The following is a 13,356-nucleotide window of genomic DNA, read 5'->3' on the forward strand; positions in this document are numbered from 1 at the left end:
CTAAATGATGTGCGTGTCGCCCAGATGAACACGCGGTGCCCACCCAACACGGCGATGGGGACGCGCGCTCGCGAGTTCCGGCAGAAGCCACCGCAGACGGGGCACACTGAGATCTGATTCATGCCGCTATTCGCGAGGCGCTGATGCCCGCCGTGGAGAGGACGACGCCGATGCACGATGGAGGCTCCTTCACCGACCAGTCCGCACTTCCCGACGGCGAGCCCGCCTCGGGCAGCCGCGTTGTCCGGATCGCGTCGGTCGCGGCGCTGGGCGGATTGTTGTTCGGCTTCGACAGTGCCGTGATCAACGGCGCGGTCTCGGCGATCCAAACCGAATTCGATGTCGACGACGCCGTTCTGGGCTTCGCCGTGGCCTCGGCCCTGCTCGGTGCCGCCGCGGGTGCGATGACCGCGGGCCGGATCGCCGATCGCATCGGCAGGCTCAAGGTGATGCGGATCGCCGCGATCCTGTTCTTCATCAGCGCCGTCGTCACCGCCTTCGCTCCCGATGTCTGGATCCTGGTGCTCGGCCGGGTGATCGGCGGTGTCGGTGTCGGCGTGGCCTCGGTGATCGCCCCGGCCTACATCGCCGAGACCTCGCCCGCGCGCATCCGCGGCAGGCTCGGGTCACTGCAACAACTCGCCATCGTGCTCGGTATCTTCCTGGCGTTGCTGGTGGACTACGTGCTCGCCGAGTTGGCGGGTGGCGCGAGCGAGACGCTGTGGCTGGGCCTCGAGGCGTGGCGCTGGATGTTCCTGTCGATGGTGGTGCCCGCCGTGGTCTACGGCGTGCTGGCCTCCACGATTCCCGAGTCACCGCGCTTTTTGGTCGCCACGCACAAGATCGGCGAGGCGCGCCGGGTGCTGTCGATGCTGTTCGGTGCGAAGAACCTCGAGATCACCATCGGCCGCATCGAGGAGAGCCTGCGCAGCGACACCAAACCGTCGTGGAAGGACCTGCGCCGCAACGGTGGCGGGCTCTACCCGGTCGTGTGGGTGGGACTGATGCTGTCGGTGTTCCAGCAGGCCGTTGGCATCAACGTGATCTTCTATTACTCGAACGTGCTGTGGGAGGCCGTCGGTTTCGAGGAATCACGGTCGTTCCAGATCAGCGTGTTCACCTCGGTGGTCAACATCGCCACCACCATTGTCGCGATCATGCTCATCGACAAGGTCGGGCGTAAACCGCTGCTGCTCACCGGTTCGATCGGCATGACCGTCACCCTGGCCACGATGGCGATCTGTTTCAGTTCCGCCGATCAGGTACCCGACGCCGAGGGCGTCATGGAGCCGCAGCTGACCGGCGCGGCCGGCCCGATCGCCCTGGTCGCGGCGAACCTGTTCGTCGTGTTCTTCGGGATGAGCTGGGGCCCGGTGGTGTGGGTGCTGCTCGGTGAGATGTTCCCGAACCGGATCCGTGGCGCGGCACTGTCGCTCGCCGCGGCGGGGCAGTGGGCGGCGAACTGGGCGATCACCGTCTCGTTCCCCAGCCTGAAGACCTTCTCGCTCGGTGTCGCCTACGGTATGTACGCGGTGTTCGCCCTGCTGTCACTGGGTTTCGTCGCCAAGTTCGTGTCCGAGACCAAGGGAATGTCGCTCGAGGACATGGACGAGGCCACCGGCTACGAACGGCCTACCGCCAGCGCCTGACCGACGTGTGTGCGTCACCCTCGACGAGGAAGGCTGGGCGATGCATCTTCTCGATTCCGCGACCTGGACGGTCATCGAGGATGGTTGGAACCCGCAGCGCGCCAACTACTTCGAGACGATCTTCACCGTCGGCAACGGACGTCTGGGTACCCGGGGGTCGCTCGAGGAACGCCACACCGGGGCGTTGCCCGGCACGTTCATCGCCGGTGTCTACGACGCCTACGACTGCCCGGTCATCGACCTGGTGAACGCGCCGGACTGGCTCGACAGTGAGGTCTTCGTCGACGGTGTGCGCCTGGACACCGAGACCGCGCAGGTCGTCGAGCACCGCCGCGAACTGGACCTGCGCAGTGGAGTCCTGCACCGCGACACGGTCTTTCAGCTGCCCGACGGTACGCGGGCGCGGCTGCGCACACAGCGGTTCGCCAGCACCGCCGATCGTGACCTGTGCGGTGTGCGGATCGAGGTGAGCTGCCTGGATCGGACGGCGTCGGTGACGGTGCGGACCGGGATCGACGCGAACCGGCGCAATCTCGAACGACTGCCGACCTACCGTGAGCAGACCGCGTTCGGCTACGAACGCAAGTGGGACAAGTGGGCCAAGTCCACGCATCTGGTGTCGGTCGGTGCGGGGTTCGACGGTGAGGTCGGTGTCATCGAGAGCCGCACCATCGACAGCGGCATCGACCTCGTCTACGCCTTCACCTGCACCGCCGACGGCGGGCGGCGCCAGCAGCGGTTCCGGCACCACGCGATCGAGATGGAGTGGCAATTCGATACCGGCGCGGGCGAATCCGTGCGAGTCGACAAACTCGTCGGGATCGCGACCAGCCGCGACTATCGGGCATCGGCCCCCGTGCGTGCACGAGCGGTCGACACGGTGACGCGGGCAGCCACCTTCGATCTGGCGGCCGAAGCGAACCGTGCGGCGTGGGAGCGGCTGTGGGCCGTCGCCGACTGCGAAGTGGTCGGCGACGACCGGGTGACCCGGGCGCTGCGGTTCGCGATCTATCACCTGCTCATCGCCGCCGACCCCGACGACCCGACCGTGAGCATCGGCGCGAAATCGCTGTCCGGCGAAGGCTATCGAGGCCATGTCTTCTGGGACACCGAGGTGATGTTGCTGCCGTTCTTCCTGTTCACCCAGCCGCGCGCGGCCCGCGCGCTGCTCGGCTACCGTCACCACACGCTGCCGGGTGCGCGAGAAGTGGCCGCCGACAACGGAACCGGTGGTGCTCGCTTCGCGTGGGAGTCCGCCGATACCGGCCGGGAGGAATGCCCGCAATACACCCCCGACGGTAAAGACCGTTTCTACACGCGTGAAGAAGAACTGCACATCACCGCCGATGTGGCCTACGCGATCATGCGGTACGCCACCATCACCGCCGATGACGACTACCTGTTCGGCGAAGGTGCCGAGATCCTGTTCGAGACCGCTCGGTTCTGGGTGCACCGGTGTGTCGAAGAGGGGGATTCGCTCGTTATCCGGGCGGTGATGGGTCCGGACGAATTCCATTCCCACGTCGACAACAATGCCTTCACCAACAAACTGGTGCACTGGCATCTGCACCAGGCTGCAGCGGTGTACGAACGGATGTCACAGGAGCGGCCCGATCAGCTGCGCGACCTCGTGACCGCGATCGGGCTCGACCCGGGCGAACCGGCCCAGTGGCTGGCTACCGCGGACCGGCTGCGGGCACCGACCGATCCCGACTGCGGTGTCATCGAACAATTCGACGGCTATTTCGATCGCACGGTCGTGCCCATCGTCGAATGGGACGACCACGATATGCCGGTGTACCCGGTCGGTGCCGACCATTTCAACTGGGAGAACACCTCGCTGCTCAAACAGCCCGATGTGGTGATGTTGCTGCACATGCTGCCCGACGAATACTCGCTGTCCACCCGTCGGCGCAACTACGAGTTCTATGAGCAGCGCACCATGCACAAGTCCTCGCTGAGCCCGTCGATTCACGCGATCGTGGGTGTGCAGGTGGGCGATTTCCGCACGGCGGAAAGGTATTTCGGGCGGTCGGCGTTCGTCGATCTCGAAGACAACCAGGGCAATACCGAAGAGGGAATCCACATCGCGTCGGCCGCGGGCACGTGGCAGGCCGCGACGCACGGTTTCGGGGGCTTGCGGGCCACCGCCGACGGGATACGTTTCTCGCCCGCGCTGCCGGCGTCCTGGCAACGGCTGCGGTTCTCGGTGCACTGGCGTGGGCGCACGGTGCGGGCCGATCTCGGGCATCGAGACGCGCGATTCGAACTGGTCGGGGCGGGGTCGGCGGTGCGGATCACCGTGTGGGGTCGGCCGGTGGTTCTCGAACCCGGCGTCGTGGTCGAGGCGTCATGACGGGCGTCTTCGCCTCGCAGGCAGTGCTGTTCGATCTCGACGGTGTGCTCACCGACACCGCGGCGGTGCATCGGCGGGCGTGGTCGGCGCTGTTCACCGAGTTCCTGCCGAGAGTCGCACCAGCGGCCGCGCCGTACACCGATGCCGACTACTTCGCACTGGTGGACGGCAAGGCGCGGGCGGCGGGCGTGCGGTCGGTGCTCGATTCGCGGGGCGTCGACGTGCCCGACGGTGAGCTGGACGACCCGCCCGACACGGACACCGTGCACGGGCTGGGCAATCGCAAGAACGTCCGCTTCACCGAGATCATCGGTCGGGACGGCGTCGAGGTGTTCGAGGGGTCGTTGCGCCTGGTCGACGCGCTCGCGGCCGCCGGTATCCCGCTGGCGGTGGTGTCGAGCTCGCGCAACGCGGTGCTCGTGCTCGACACGGCCGGTCTGCGGGACAGGTTCGCGGTGGTCGTCGACGGTGTCGTTGCCCAGGACGAACGCCTCGCGAGCAAACCGGCGCCCGACATGTTCCTCACGGCCGCACAGCGTGTGGGGGCGGAGCCGGCGCACACGGTGGTCATCGAGGACGCGGTGTCGGGGGTCGAGGCGGGTCGGCGGGGCGGATTCTGGGTGGTCGGTGTCGACCGGGGGAGCGGCGCGTCGGCGTTGCGTGATGCCGGCGCCGACATCGTCGTCAGCGACTTGGCGGAACTACTCGACACCCCGGTGCCGGAGGTTCGACCGGGGGTCGGCTGAGCAACTCCACGGAGACCGCCCACGCGTCCACAAGTGGGCACGCGGCGTGTCGATCGTGTGCGGTGTCATTTCAGTCGCTGTGCACGGTCTATGCTGCGGCGCGACATGTCAGTGTGCTTCGATCAGGTCAGTTGTCCAATAGAGCCACTCTCCAGAAGGTGACCATGCGCGATCAGTTCTCGTCCGGAATCGGCCGTCGTGACGTCCTGGCCGGGGCCGCCGGTGTCTTCGCGGGCATGTCGCTGGTGGGGCTCACACCCGCCGCGGCGGTGCCTGCCGAGGTGCCCAAATTCGCCCCGAAGGCCGGACGCACCGCACGGATTCTGATCACCGGCGACGCGGGCACCGGCACCCGCACCCAGTGGGCGGTCGCCGACGCGGCCCGCGCTCTTCACGCCCGCGAACCGTTCTCGATGGCGGTCGGACTCGGTGACAACATCTACGACTCGGGACCCAGCGGCCCCGACGACATCCAGTTCGCCACCAAGTTCGAGGATCCCAATGCGGGACTGGACTTTCCGTGGGCAATGGTGCTGGGCAACCACGACACCTCCGGGGTGTTCCCCGGTGACGGCGGCTGGCTCGCGCGCGGCAATCACGAGGTCGAATACCACGCCAGGTCCCCACGATGGTGGATGCCGAGTCGCTACTACTCGGTGCGGGTGCCCGAACAGAACCCGGTCGTCGAGTTCTTCGTCCTCGATCTCAACCCCCTCGCGGCCTATATTCCGCCGCTGCTGGACCCCTACTGGGCAGTGGACGGCCCGTACATGAACGCCCAACGCGCCTGGCTCGACAGCGCGCTGGCCGAATCGAGTGCGCAGTGGAAGATCGCCTGCACCCACCACCCGTACCTCAGCAACGGGCCGCACGGCGACGCGGGCAACTACGAGGGCCTGCCGATCGAGCCGCTCAACGGCGTGCACGCCAAACGGTTCTTCGAAGACCATGTGCTCGGCAAGGTCTCGTTCCTGCTCTCGGGCCACGACCACACCTTGCAGGTACTGGAACCGACACCGGCGACCAAGGGCACCCGCCAGATCGTCTCGGGTGCGGCGGCCAAGACCTCGGGCGGTCAACCGCGGCTCACCACCGGCGGACACGGCGCGCTGTTCGACACCCAGCACGAACTGGGGTTCATGGTCATGGACCTGACCGCGGACTCGGTGAATCTGCGCGTGCTCACCGTCGACCCGGCCTCGGGCGCGAGTACGAAGGTCTTCGACCGCCGCCTCGGCTGAACCGGACCGCTGGCGGGAGGAGGATGATTCAAAGATGGGCTTCTACACCGACCGGATCCTCCCGCACATCACCGACAAAGTCTGCGGCGGTGCCCAAAACGGGCCACTGCGCGAGCGAACCTGCGCCGGACTACACGGCGCGGTACTCGAAGTCGGCTTCGGCTCGGGCAACAACATCGGGTTCTATCCCGCCGCCGTGGAGCGGGTCAGCGGGGTCGAACCCGCGGACACGGCATGGAAGATCGCCGCGAAACGTGTTGCGGCCAGCTCGATTCCGGTCGAACGGGCCGGTCTGGACGGTCAGTCGCTGCCGTTTCCCGACGCCACCTTCGACACCGCGCTGTCGACCTTCACCCTGTGCACCATCCCCGACGTCGCAGCAGCGCTCGCCGAGATCCGCCGGGTACTGCGGCCCGGCGGGACCCTGCACTTCGTCGAACACGGACTCGCGCCGGAGGAGTCGGTACAGACCTGGCAGCATCGACTCGACCCGATTCAGCAGAAGGTCGCGGGGGGCTGTCACCTCAACCGTGACATCGCGGGGCTGATCACCGACGCGGGCTTCGAGATCGCCGAACTGGACCGGTTCTACCAGCCGGGTGCGCCGAAAGCGTTGGCGGCGTTGTCACTCGGTGTCGCCGGGCGGCGGTGAGGGCGCTACCACGATTCGATCAGCGCGGCGTCGTGCTCGCTGCGCTGCCACTGCTCGGCCAGGCGGGCCAGTCTCGTCGGTGCGGCGATGCTGCGCAGGCCCGCGATCTTGTCACCGCGGATCTCGATGATCGCGATGCCCAGAATGCGGTCGTCGAGCGTGAAGGCCATGGCCGGGCAGCCGTTGACCACGATCGCGTGGATCGAGGGTGAGCCGCCGACGAGTCGGCGCTTGGCCGGAGTCGGGGTGAGGCCCGCCTGCACCGCGCGGGCGAGGCGCTGCGGGGTCAGGTAGTGGATCAGCTTCGTGGCCAGGCCGCCGACGCCGTCGGAAACGCCGGTCGCGTCGTCGGTGAGCAACGCGATCAGATCGTCGATGCGGCCCGAGGAGGCGGCATCGACGAACGCGGCCACAATGCGACGCGCGGCTACCCGGTCGATACCGGTGGTGTTGCGGGCGACGGTGATTCGCGCACGGGCCCGGTGCAGGTGTTGCTGACTCGCCGAGACGGTGATGTCGAGGATCTCGGCGATCTCGGCATGCCGGTAGGCGAAGGCCTCGTGCAGCACGTACACGGCGCGTTCGACCGGCGAGAGCCGTTCCATGAGTGCCAGCACCGCCAATGTCACCGATTCGCGCTGCTCGACGGTGTCGGCAGGGCCAAGCATCGGGTCGCCGTCGAGCAACGGTTCGGGCATCCAGGTGCCGACGGAGCGTTCGTGGCGCGCCTTGGCCGACCTGAGCCGGTCGAGCGCGAGGTTGGTGACGATCTTGGTCAGCCAGGCCTCTGGCACCTCGACATAGGTCCGGTCAGCGGACTGCCACCGCAGGAACGCGTCCTGCACGGTGTCCTCGGCGTCGGCGGCCGAGCCCAGCAGGCGGTAGGCGATCGAGGCCAGCCGATCACGGCTGGCCTCGAAACGCTCGACGGTGGCAGTGTCCATGAGCACGACTCTAGGCGGGGACCACGGTGTGTTCGCCGGTGCCGGCCGCGCGGTATCGGCGGCTCGGCATGCCGAAGGTCGGATGGGCCAGGCTCCACGGGTTGGCCCCGAGGACGGCCGCTTTGACGCGAGCGGCCGTCCGGCCGCGCAGGGCCCACGACTTCGATCGCGCGTCACCGTCGACCGCCTGGACGAGCCCGTCCTTGCGGCCCAGGCTGATGTGGTTGCCCACATACGACAGCGAGGTCGTCGAGATCTTGCGCCCGGTCCGGTCCCCGATGATCGTGGCCGTGGCCTGCATGCTGGTGAATCCCGCAGAAGCGCACGACATCGGCAACGGTTGACCGTTGTCGCCGATGACGAAGGCGCTGTCACCGGCGGCATAGACATCGGGGTGCGAGACCGAACGCATCTGCCGGTCGACCGTGATCTGGCCGTTGGGTTCCACCGCGAGACCGCTGGCCGCGGCGATCGGAGGCACCGCGAACCCGGCCGCCCACACCGTCGCGTCGGCGGTGAAAGTGGTGCCGTCGACCGCCACGGCGCCCCCGGCCTCGACGCGCGCGACGGTCGTGTTCTGGTGCACCGTGATACCGAGCCGGTCGAAGGCGCCGAGCAGGTGACGGCGGGCCTTGCCGCCCAGCCAACCGCCGAGTTCTCCGCGGGTGACGAGGCTGATTCGCAGCTCTGGATGAGATTCGGCGATCTCGGTGGCGGCCTCGATCGCGGTCAGGTTGCCGCCGACCACCAGCACGGTGCCGCCCTCGCCCAGGCCGTCGAGGTGGGCGCGTAGTCGCAGTGCCGCCGGACGTGATGCGACGTGGAAGGCGTGTTCGTCGACACCGGGGACAGCGTGGTCGTCGGCGGTGCTCCCGAGGGTGTAGAGCAGGGTGTCGTAGTCGAGCCGGTCGGTGCTGCGTCCGTCGGTGATGGTGACCCTCCGGTGCTCGACGTCGACACCGGTCACCCGCGCTACCCGAAGCCGGATGCCGGTGCCCGCGAACATCTGCGCCAGCGGCAGGTGACGCAACTGTTGCCCCGCGGCGAGTTGATGATTGCGCAGCCGCTCGGCGAAGTCGGGTTCTGCGTTGACGACAGAGATCTCGAAGTCGTCGGGATGGAGTCGACGGGCCAGGGCTCCGGCGGAGAATGCTCCGGCGTATCCGGCCCCGAGGACGACGATGCGGTGCTTCATGATTCGCTCCTGTCTGGTCAGCGTGCCCCCTGAACGAGACAGCGCGCGATTTCCTGACAGGATCGATGAGTGATGTGGGTCACTCTGGTTATCGGCGGCCGGCTGTCGTGGTGGCGAGGAAGTCGGTGACAGCGGCGGTGACGGCGGCGGGCTGGTCGAGCATGGACAGGACATAGGCGTCGTCGATCTCGACCAGGCGCGCGCGGGGAATGAGGGCGGCGAGACGGCGGCCGTGCTCGCGCGGCATGACTTTGCCCGCCGAGGACCAGAGGATGAGGGTTTCGCCGGGGAAGTGCTGTAGGGCTTCGGTATTGGCGATGAGTTCGCGCTTGTCGAAGCCGGAGCGGGTGTAGGCGAGCAGGTCGGCGCGGATGCGGGGGTCGCGCAGGCCCGGTGCGGTCCAGGCGTGGACGAGGGAGTCGGGGAGGGGTGATTTCGCCATCCAGCCGAACATCAACGGACTGCGCCGGAGCCAGCCGATGCGCATCTGACGCAACGCCAGGGTGAAGCCCCCGGGTAGCGCTGAGGCGAGGGTGGCGGTTTTGCCGGGCAGGCCGGGTGGGAAGTTGTCGAAGGCCTCGCTGGGGAAGATGATCAGACGGCCGACGCGATCGTCGAGGCCGTAGGCGGTGAGAAACAGGGCGCCGCCCCAGTCGGAGTGCACGAGGGTGACCTCGTGCAGGTTCAGCGCGGTGAGGAAGTCGGCGACGACCTGGTTGAGGCCACGCAGACTCAAATCGGTGCCCGGGCGCAAGGGTTCGGGGTGCGCGCCCAGTGGCAGGTCGGGCAGGACGTAGTGGAAGCCGGTGGGCAGCTGGTCGATGACCGCGTCCCAGACCGTGTGGTTCATCAGAAGTCCGTGCAGCAGGACCACCGGAGGTCCTTCGCCGCGTTCGCGGTAGTGGATCCGGCCCGCATCGATATCGACGGTCGGCATGGCGCCCTCCTCAGGCTAGAGCGTTCACTCTAGTGTGTTTGCTCTAGTCTGGTGGAGTGAGCGAGCAGATGTCAACGAGTACCCGCGACCGACTGGTGACCGCGGTCGCCGAACTGATGCGCGTGCACGGGTACAACGCGATCACCGTCAAACAGATCACCGCCACCGCCGAGGCGCCGATGGGGTCGCTGTATCACCACTTTCCGCAGGGCAAAGTGCAGATCGCGGCCGAGGCACTGCGCAGCACCGGCGCGGCCTACATCCAGCTACTACCGCTGCTGTTGGACCCTCACGAGGATCTCCGCGTTGCCGTGCCCGCCGCGTTCGATGACGCTGCCCGCACACTCGAGGAATCCGGGTGGATGAACATGTGCCCGGTCGGCACTGTCGCGGGGGAGATCGCCGACAGCGAACCGGTGTTGCGCGAGGTCGCCGCCGAGGTGATGCGCGACTGGATCGGCCAGGGCACAACATATTTCGTCGATCGCGGAGTCGAGGAGGCCGCGGCGCGCGAGCTGATTCTGGCGATGCTGTCCGCGCTGGAAGGGGCGTTCGTGCTGGGCCGCACCCTGCGTTCGGCCGAACCGTTGCGCGCGGCCGGTCACGCGATGGCGGCGCGGGTGGCGCTCGTGCTCACCGGGAGCTCCGCCGTGGATCGTTGATCACCTGACACCACGATGGCCGTGTCACGGGCCCTGTGACACGGCCGTGGTTGCGCCAGTCGATGTTTCATCACGCGGCGGGGATTCTTCAGCTGTCTACGGAAGCGGTCGTCTCGATCTCGCGGACGGCGTCGGCGATGGCGCGGAAGTCCTTGCGCAGGATGGCGCCGTGGTTGCTGGGGACCTTCGCGCTGATGCGGATGTTCGGGTTGGTGGCGAGCACGTCGTTGAGGCCGGCGCGGATCTTTTCCTGCTCGTCACCCTTGCTGCCGAACGAGGTGCCCGAAGCGACCACGTAGCGCACCGGGACGGTGATGGCATTCAGTACCGGGCCCAGTTGGCTGACGCTGGAGAGCTTGCCGAGTTCGATATTGCTGTCGGCCTGCTGCTGTGCGGTCAATCGGGGCGCGAGGCCGGTGGGGCGAGCCAGCGGCAGGACCCAGCTCAAACGCTTGAACAGCTTGCGGATTCGCAGCTCCATCGCCTCGTCGAGCCAGTCGTAGGGGAAGGCGCCGTCGACGAGGACCGCGCCGATGGCGGCGCCGGGGTGGCGGCTGGTCCAGTGCGCGCCGAGGTAGGCGCCGTAGGACCAGCCGACCACGATCGGCTTCTGGGTGACGCCCCTGGCGGCGAGGATCGCGTCGATATCACGCACGCAGGTGTCGAAGGAGTAGTCGGCCGACTTCTTCGACTTGCCGCGGGCCCGCTCGTCGAAGGTGATGTGGCGGTAGCCGGGGCCGAGGTCGGCGATGACCCGGCGCCAGTAGCCCTGGGTGGCGAACTGGCCGTTGAGGTAGATCACCGGTGTGCCGGTGCCGCCGGTGTCGGTGACGGCCAGTTCGGTGTCGTCGATCGCGACCGTGCCGGTCCATGCGGCGGTGGTCGTGCTGGTGGGGTTCGAGGAAGTCATCGCCATGCCTTTGCGTTTCGGTGTTTGCTATTTACTGATGACTAAAATATAGATTGCGTTCATGAATCTGTCAACAGATCGGGTCGCTCAAAATGCATGGTAGAGACTGATATAGATGCATTGTTGCAATGAATATGACAGTGAATGCAACGGGACTGCTGTGGCTACTTTGCAATGAACTGACACTGAATGCATACTGATGCTGGTGCGGGCTACCAGCTCCGCACCGGCCTACAGAGAGGTGACCAGCAGCGATGCCCGGAGGCAGACTCACCGACGCGGACCGCGAGCACATTGCCGCGGGACTGGCCGAAGGACTCGGCTACGCCGAAATCGGGCGGAAACTGGGCCGACCCGCTTCGACCGTCATGCGCGAGGTCACCCGCAACGGGGGACCCGACGACTACCGGGCCGAACGCGCACAGGAGGACACCCAGCAGCGCGCACGCCGACACAAGCAGGCCAAGACCGACGCGCCCCCGATTCCCGACGGCGGTTACGGCCGTGACCCCCGGGCAGTCGCCGACTTCGCCGAATCATTCACCGCCCTGCTCATCGAACAGGGTCTGCCCCGCATGGAAGCCAGAGTGCTCGCCTGCCTGCAGATCACCGACTCCGGGGCGCTCACGGCCGCCGAGTTGGTCGCGCGACTGCGCGTGAGCCCCGCCTCGATCTCGAACGCAGTGGCCTTCCTCGAACAGCAGGGCATGCTGCGCCGCGAACTGATCCCCGGCGAACGGCGCGAACGCTACCTCGTCGACGACGACATCTGGCTGCGCAACCTCGTCGCCTCGGTCCAGATGCAGAACTCCCTGTCCGCCATGACCCGGCGTGGTGTCGAGATCCTCGGCCCCGACACCCCCGCCGGTGCCCGCTTCGAACAATCGGCCGAATTCGTCGCCATCGTCGGCGCGGCACTGCGCCAAGCCATGGAACAGTGGCGAGTGCGCCTTGCCGAACGCGACGCCGAGAACAGGTGACTAGCCGACGGTGGTGAGGACTATCCGGGCGACCAACGCTCGGTGGTCGGCGCCGGGCACAGCGACAGTGTCGACACTGGTGGCATAAGCGTTCGCGAGCAGGAAGTGGTCGATGCCCACCAGTGGCGGGATGCGCTTGTCGGTCGGGTAGGTGACCAGGTGTCCCGCGCCGGCCTGGACCGCGGCATCGGCGAAACGGCCCGATGCCATGGCGCGAAAGCGAGCATGATCGTAGGTGGCATTGAAGTCGCCACCGACGATCGCGGGACGGTCGGCCAGGGCTCGGCGCAGGATCTCGTGCAGGCGGGACAGCTCGTCTGCCCAGACGCCGGTGTCATAGACGGGCGGGACCGGGTGGAAGGCGTAGATCGAGACCGGGCCGACGTCGGGGACGGTGGCGGTGGCCGAGACCTGGTTGAGGACATAGCCGTCGTATTCGACGGTGTCGGACAACGGGAAACGGCTCCAGATACCGGTGCCGCTGGCAGTCCGACCAGGGGCGAGGAAGCGGTGGGGCAGGAGTTGGTCGAGGCCGGCGCTGGTCAGGCTTTCCACGGCGGTGCGGGTCAGTTCGTTGACGGTGAGGATCGCGATATCGCGCGTGCGCACCTGCTCCACCAGCACCGTCGGATCGGCACCGTCGAAGAGCAGATTGGCCTGCATCGCCATGATCGGTTGGCCGTCACCGCCGGGTTCCGCGAAATACAGCGGCGCCTGGGTGGCGATACCCGCGGCCACCACGACCACCGCCACACCGGTCGCGATCCACTGCCTGATCGCCGCGAATCCGACGGCCCCGAGCACGGCACCGCAGATCAGATACGGCGCCCCCGAGGCTGCCAGCACGAGCGGTTCCAGCGGCCACCGGATGAAATGCAACCCCACACCCGTGGCCCCGGCCAGCGTCGCCGTCCCCGCTACCAGGCCGACAGCGATCCGGACTACCTGCGCTCTCACTGCGCAAGCCAAGCACGCGAGGGGGTGGTGCGCGAATCTGCGCTCGGTCGACGCGGGGGAGTTCTGCTCACCCCGAGTCTGGGGCGCGAGCTGCGGCGCAGGCGCGGACCGACCGGGAGGTGGCGCG

At 67.4% G+C, this 13,356-nt stretch carries 12 protein-coding genes; 7 read left to right on the forward strand and 5 right to left on the reverse strand.

What is annotated here, in order from left to right; all coding sequences use genetic code 11:
* The first annotated feature begins 170 nt into the window (after positions 1 to 170).
* From ACLJPD_RS16985 to ACLJPD_RS17005, 5 genes are all read left to right on the forward strand, one after another.
* Entirely contained in the window at positions 171 to 1,649 is a 1,479-nt protein-coding gene (locus tag ACLJPD_RS16985) for a sugar porter family MFS transporter (protein WP_410873146.1), read from the forward strand.
* Positions 1,650 to 1,689: 40 nt separating this feature from the next.
* Entirely contained in the window at positions 1,690 to 4,005 is a 2,316-nt protein-coding gene (locus tag ACLJPD_RS16990) for a glycoside hydrolase family 65 protein (RefSeq protein WP_410873148.1), read from the forward strand.
* Entirely contained in the window at positions 4,002 to 4,751 is a 750-nt protein-coding gene (locus tag ACLJPD_RS16995) for an HAD family hydrolase (RefSeq protein WP_410873149.1), read from the forward strand. Before ACLJPD_RS16990 ends, ACLJPD_RS16995 begins: the two co-directional genes overlap by 4 nt.
* A 164-nt stretch (positions 4,752 to 4,915) precedes the next feature.
* On the forward strand, positions 4,916 to 5,992 hold the full coding sequence (locus ACLJPD_RS17000; RefSeq protein ID WP_410873432.1) for a metallophosphoesterase: 1,077 nt from the start codon (positions 4,916 to 4,918) through the stop codon (positions 5,990 to 5,992).
* A 34-nt stretch (positions 5,993 to 6,026) separates the two neighbouring features.
* Positions 6,027 to 6,644: a class I SAM-dependent methyltransferase gene (locus ACLJPD_RS17005; RefSeq protein WP_410873151.1), complete on the forward strand. Its 618-nt coding sequence runs from the start codon at positions 6,027 to 6,029 to the stop codon at positions 6,642 to 6,644.
* 5 nt (positions 6,645 to 6,649) lie between these two features.
* Here ACLJPD_RS17005 and ACLJPD_RS17010 read toward each other — a convergent pair whose 3' ends face one another.
* The 3 genes from ACLJPD_RS17010 to ACLJPD_RS17020 form a co-directional block, all read right to left on the reverse strand.
* Complete coding sequence (locus tag ACLJPD_RS17010) at positions 6,650 to 7,588, reverse strand: sigma-70 family RNA polymerase sigma factor (RefSeq protein ID WP_410873153.1); 939 nt, start codon at positions 7,586 to 7,588, stop codon at positions 6,650 to 6,652.
* A gap of 10 nt (positions 7,589 to 7,598) precedes the next feature.
* Complete coding sequence (locus tag ACLJPD_RS17015; protein ID WP_410873154.1) at positions 7,599 to 8,783, reverse strand: NAD(P)/FAD-dependent oxidoreductase; 1,185 nt, start codon at positions 8,781 to 8,783, stop codon at positions 7,599 to 7,601.
* A gap of 88 nt (positions 8,784 to 8,871) precedes the next feature.
* Positions 8,872 to 9,720 (reverse strand): alpha/beta fold hydrolase, encoded by an 849-nt coding sequence (locus ACLJPD_RS17020; protein ID WP_410873155.1) that lies wholly within the window; start codon positions 9,718 to 9,720, stop codon positions 8,872 to 8,874.
* 56 nt (positions 9,721 to 9,776) lie between these two features.
* Between ACLJPD_RS17020 and ACLJPD_RS17025 the strand changes: the two genes are divergently transcribed.
* Positions 9,777 to 10,382 (forward strand): TetR/AcrR family transcriptional regulator, encoded by a 606-nt coding sequence (locus ACLJPD_RS17025; RefSeq protein WP_410873157.1) that lies wholly within the window; start codon positions 9,777 to 9,779, stop codon positions 10,380 to 10,382.
* 88 nt (positions 10,383 to 10,470) lie between these two features.
* Here the strand turns inward: ACLJPD_RS17025 and ACLJPD_RS17030 are convergent, their stop codons facing one another.
* Entirely contained in the window at positions 10,471 to 11,292 is an 822-nt protein-coding gene (locus ACLJPD_RS17030) for an alpha/beta fold hydrolase (protein WP_410873158.1), read from the reverse strand.
* Positions 11,293 to 11,546: 254 nt separating this feature from the next.
* On the opposite strand from ACLJPD_RS17030, the gene ACLJPD_RS17035 reads away from it, so the two are divergent.
* A complete protein-coding gene (locus ACLJPD_RS17035) occupies positions 11,547 to 12,272 on the forward strand; it encodes a helix-turn-helix domain-containing protein (RefSeq protein ID WP_410873160.1) in 726 nt (241 codons plus the stop codon).
* Here the strand turns inward: ACLJPD_RS17035 and ACLJPD_RS17040 are convergent, their stop codons facing one another.
* Complete coding sequence (locus tag ACLJPD_RS17040) at positions 12,273 to 13,229, reverse strand: endonuclease/exonuclease/phosphatase family protein (RefSeq protein ID WP_410873161.1); 957 nt, start codon at positions 13,227 to 13,229, stop codon at positions 12,273 to 12,275. It lies immediately after the preceding gene.
* Positions 13,230 to 13,356 lie beyond the last annotated feature (127 nt).

This window comes from Nocardia sp. A7, assembly GCF_046549215.1.
In the GTDB taxonomy this organism is placed as follows: domain Bacteria; phylum Actinomycetota; class Actinomycetes; order Mycobacteriales; family Mycobacteriaceae; genus Nocardia.

What these genes read in the sequence shown, in the direction of transcription:
- ACLJPD_RS17015 (WP_410873154.1), bottom strand. Translation starts at nt 8,783, where the DNA reads ATGAAGCACCGCATCGTCGTCCTCGGGGCCGGATACGCCGGAGCATTC.
- ACLJPD_RS17030 (WP_410873158.1), bottom strand. Translation starts at nt 11,292, where the DNA reads ATGACTTCCTCGAACCCCACCAGCACGACCACCGCCGCATGGACCGGC.
- ACLJPD_RS16990 (WP_410873148.1), top strand. Translation starts at nt 1,690, where the DNA reads ATGCATCTTCTCGATTCCGCGACCTGGACGGTCATCGAGGATGGTTGG.
- ACLJPD_RS17020 (WP_410873155.1), bottom strand. Translation starts at nt 9,720, where the DNA reads ATGCCGACCGTCGATATCGATGCGGGCCGGATCCACTACCGCGAACGC.
- ACLJPD_RS16995 (WP_410873149.1), top strand. Translation starts at nt 4,002, where the DNA reads ATGACGGGCGTCTTCGCCTCGCAGGCAGTGCTGTTCGATCTCGACGGT.
- ACLJPD_RS17000 (WP_410873432.1), top strand. Translation starts at nt 4,916, where the DNA reads ATGCGCGATCAGTTCTCGTCCGGAATCGGCCGTCGTGACGTCCTGGCC.
- ACLJPD_RS17010 (WP_410873153.1), bottom strand. Translation starts at nt 7,588, where the DNA reads ATGGACACTGCCACCGTCGAGCGTTTCGAGGCCAGCCGTGATCGGCTG.
- ACLJPD_RS16985 (WP_410873146.1), top strand. Translation starts at nt 171, where the DNA reads ATGCACGATGGAGGCTCCTTCACCGACCAGTCCGCACTTCCCGACGGC.
- ACLJPD_RS17005 (WP_410873151.1), top strand. Translation starts at nt 6,027, where the DNA reads ATGGGCTTCTACACCGACCGGATCCTCCCGCACATCACCGACAAAGTC.
- ACLJPD_RS17035 (WP_410873160.1), top strand. Translation starts at nt 11,547, where the DNA reads ATGCCCGGAGGCAGACTCACCGACGCGGACCGCGAGCACATTGCCGCG.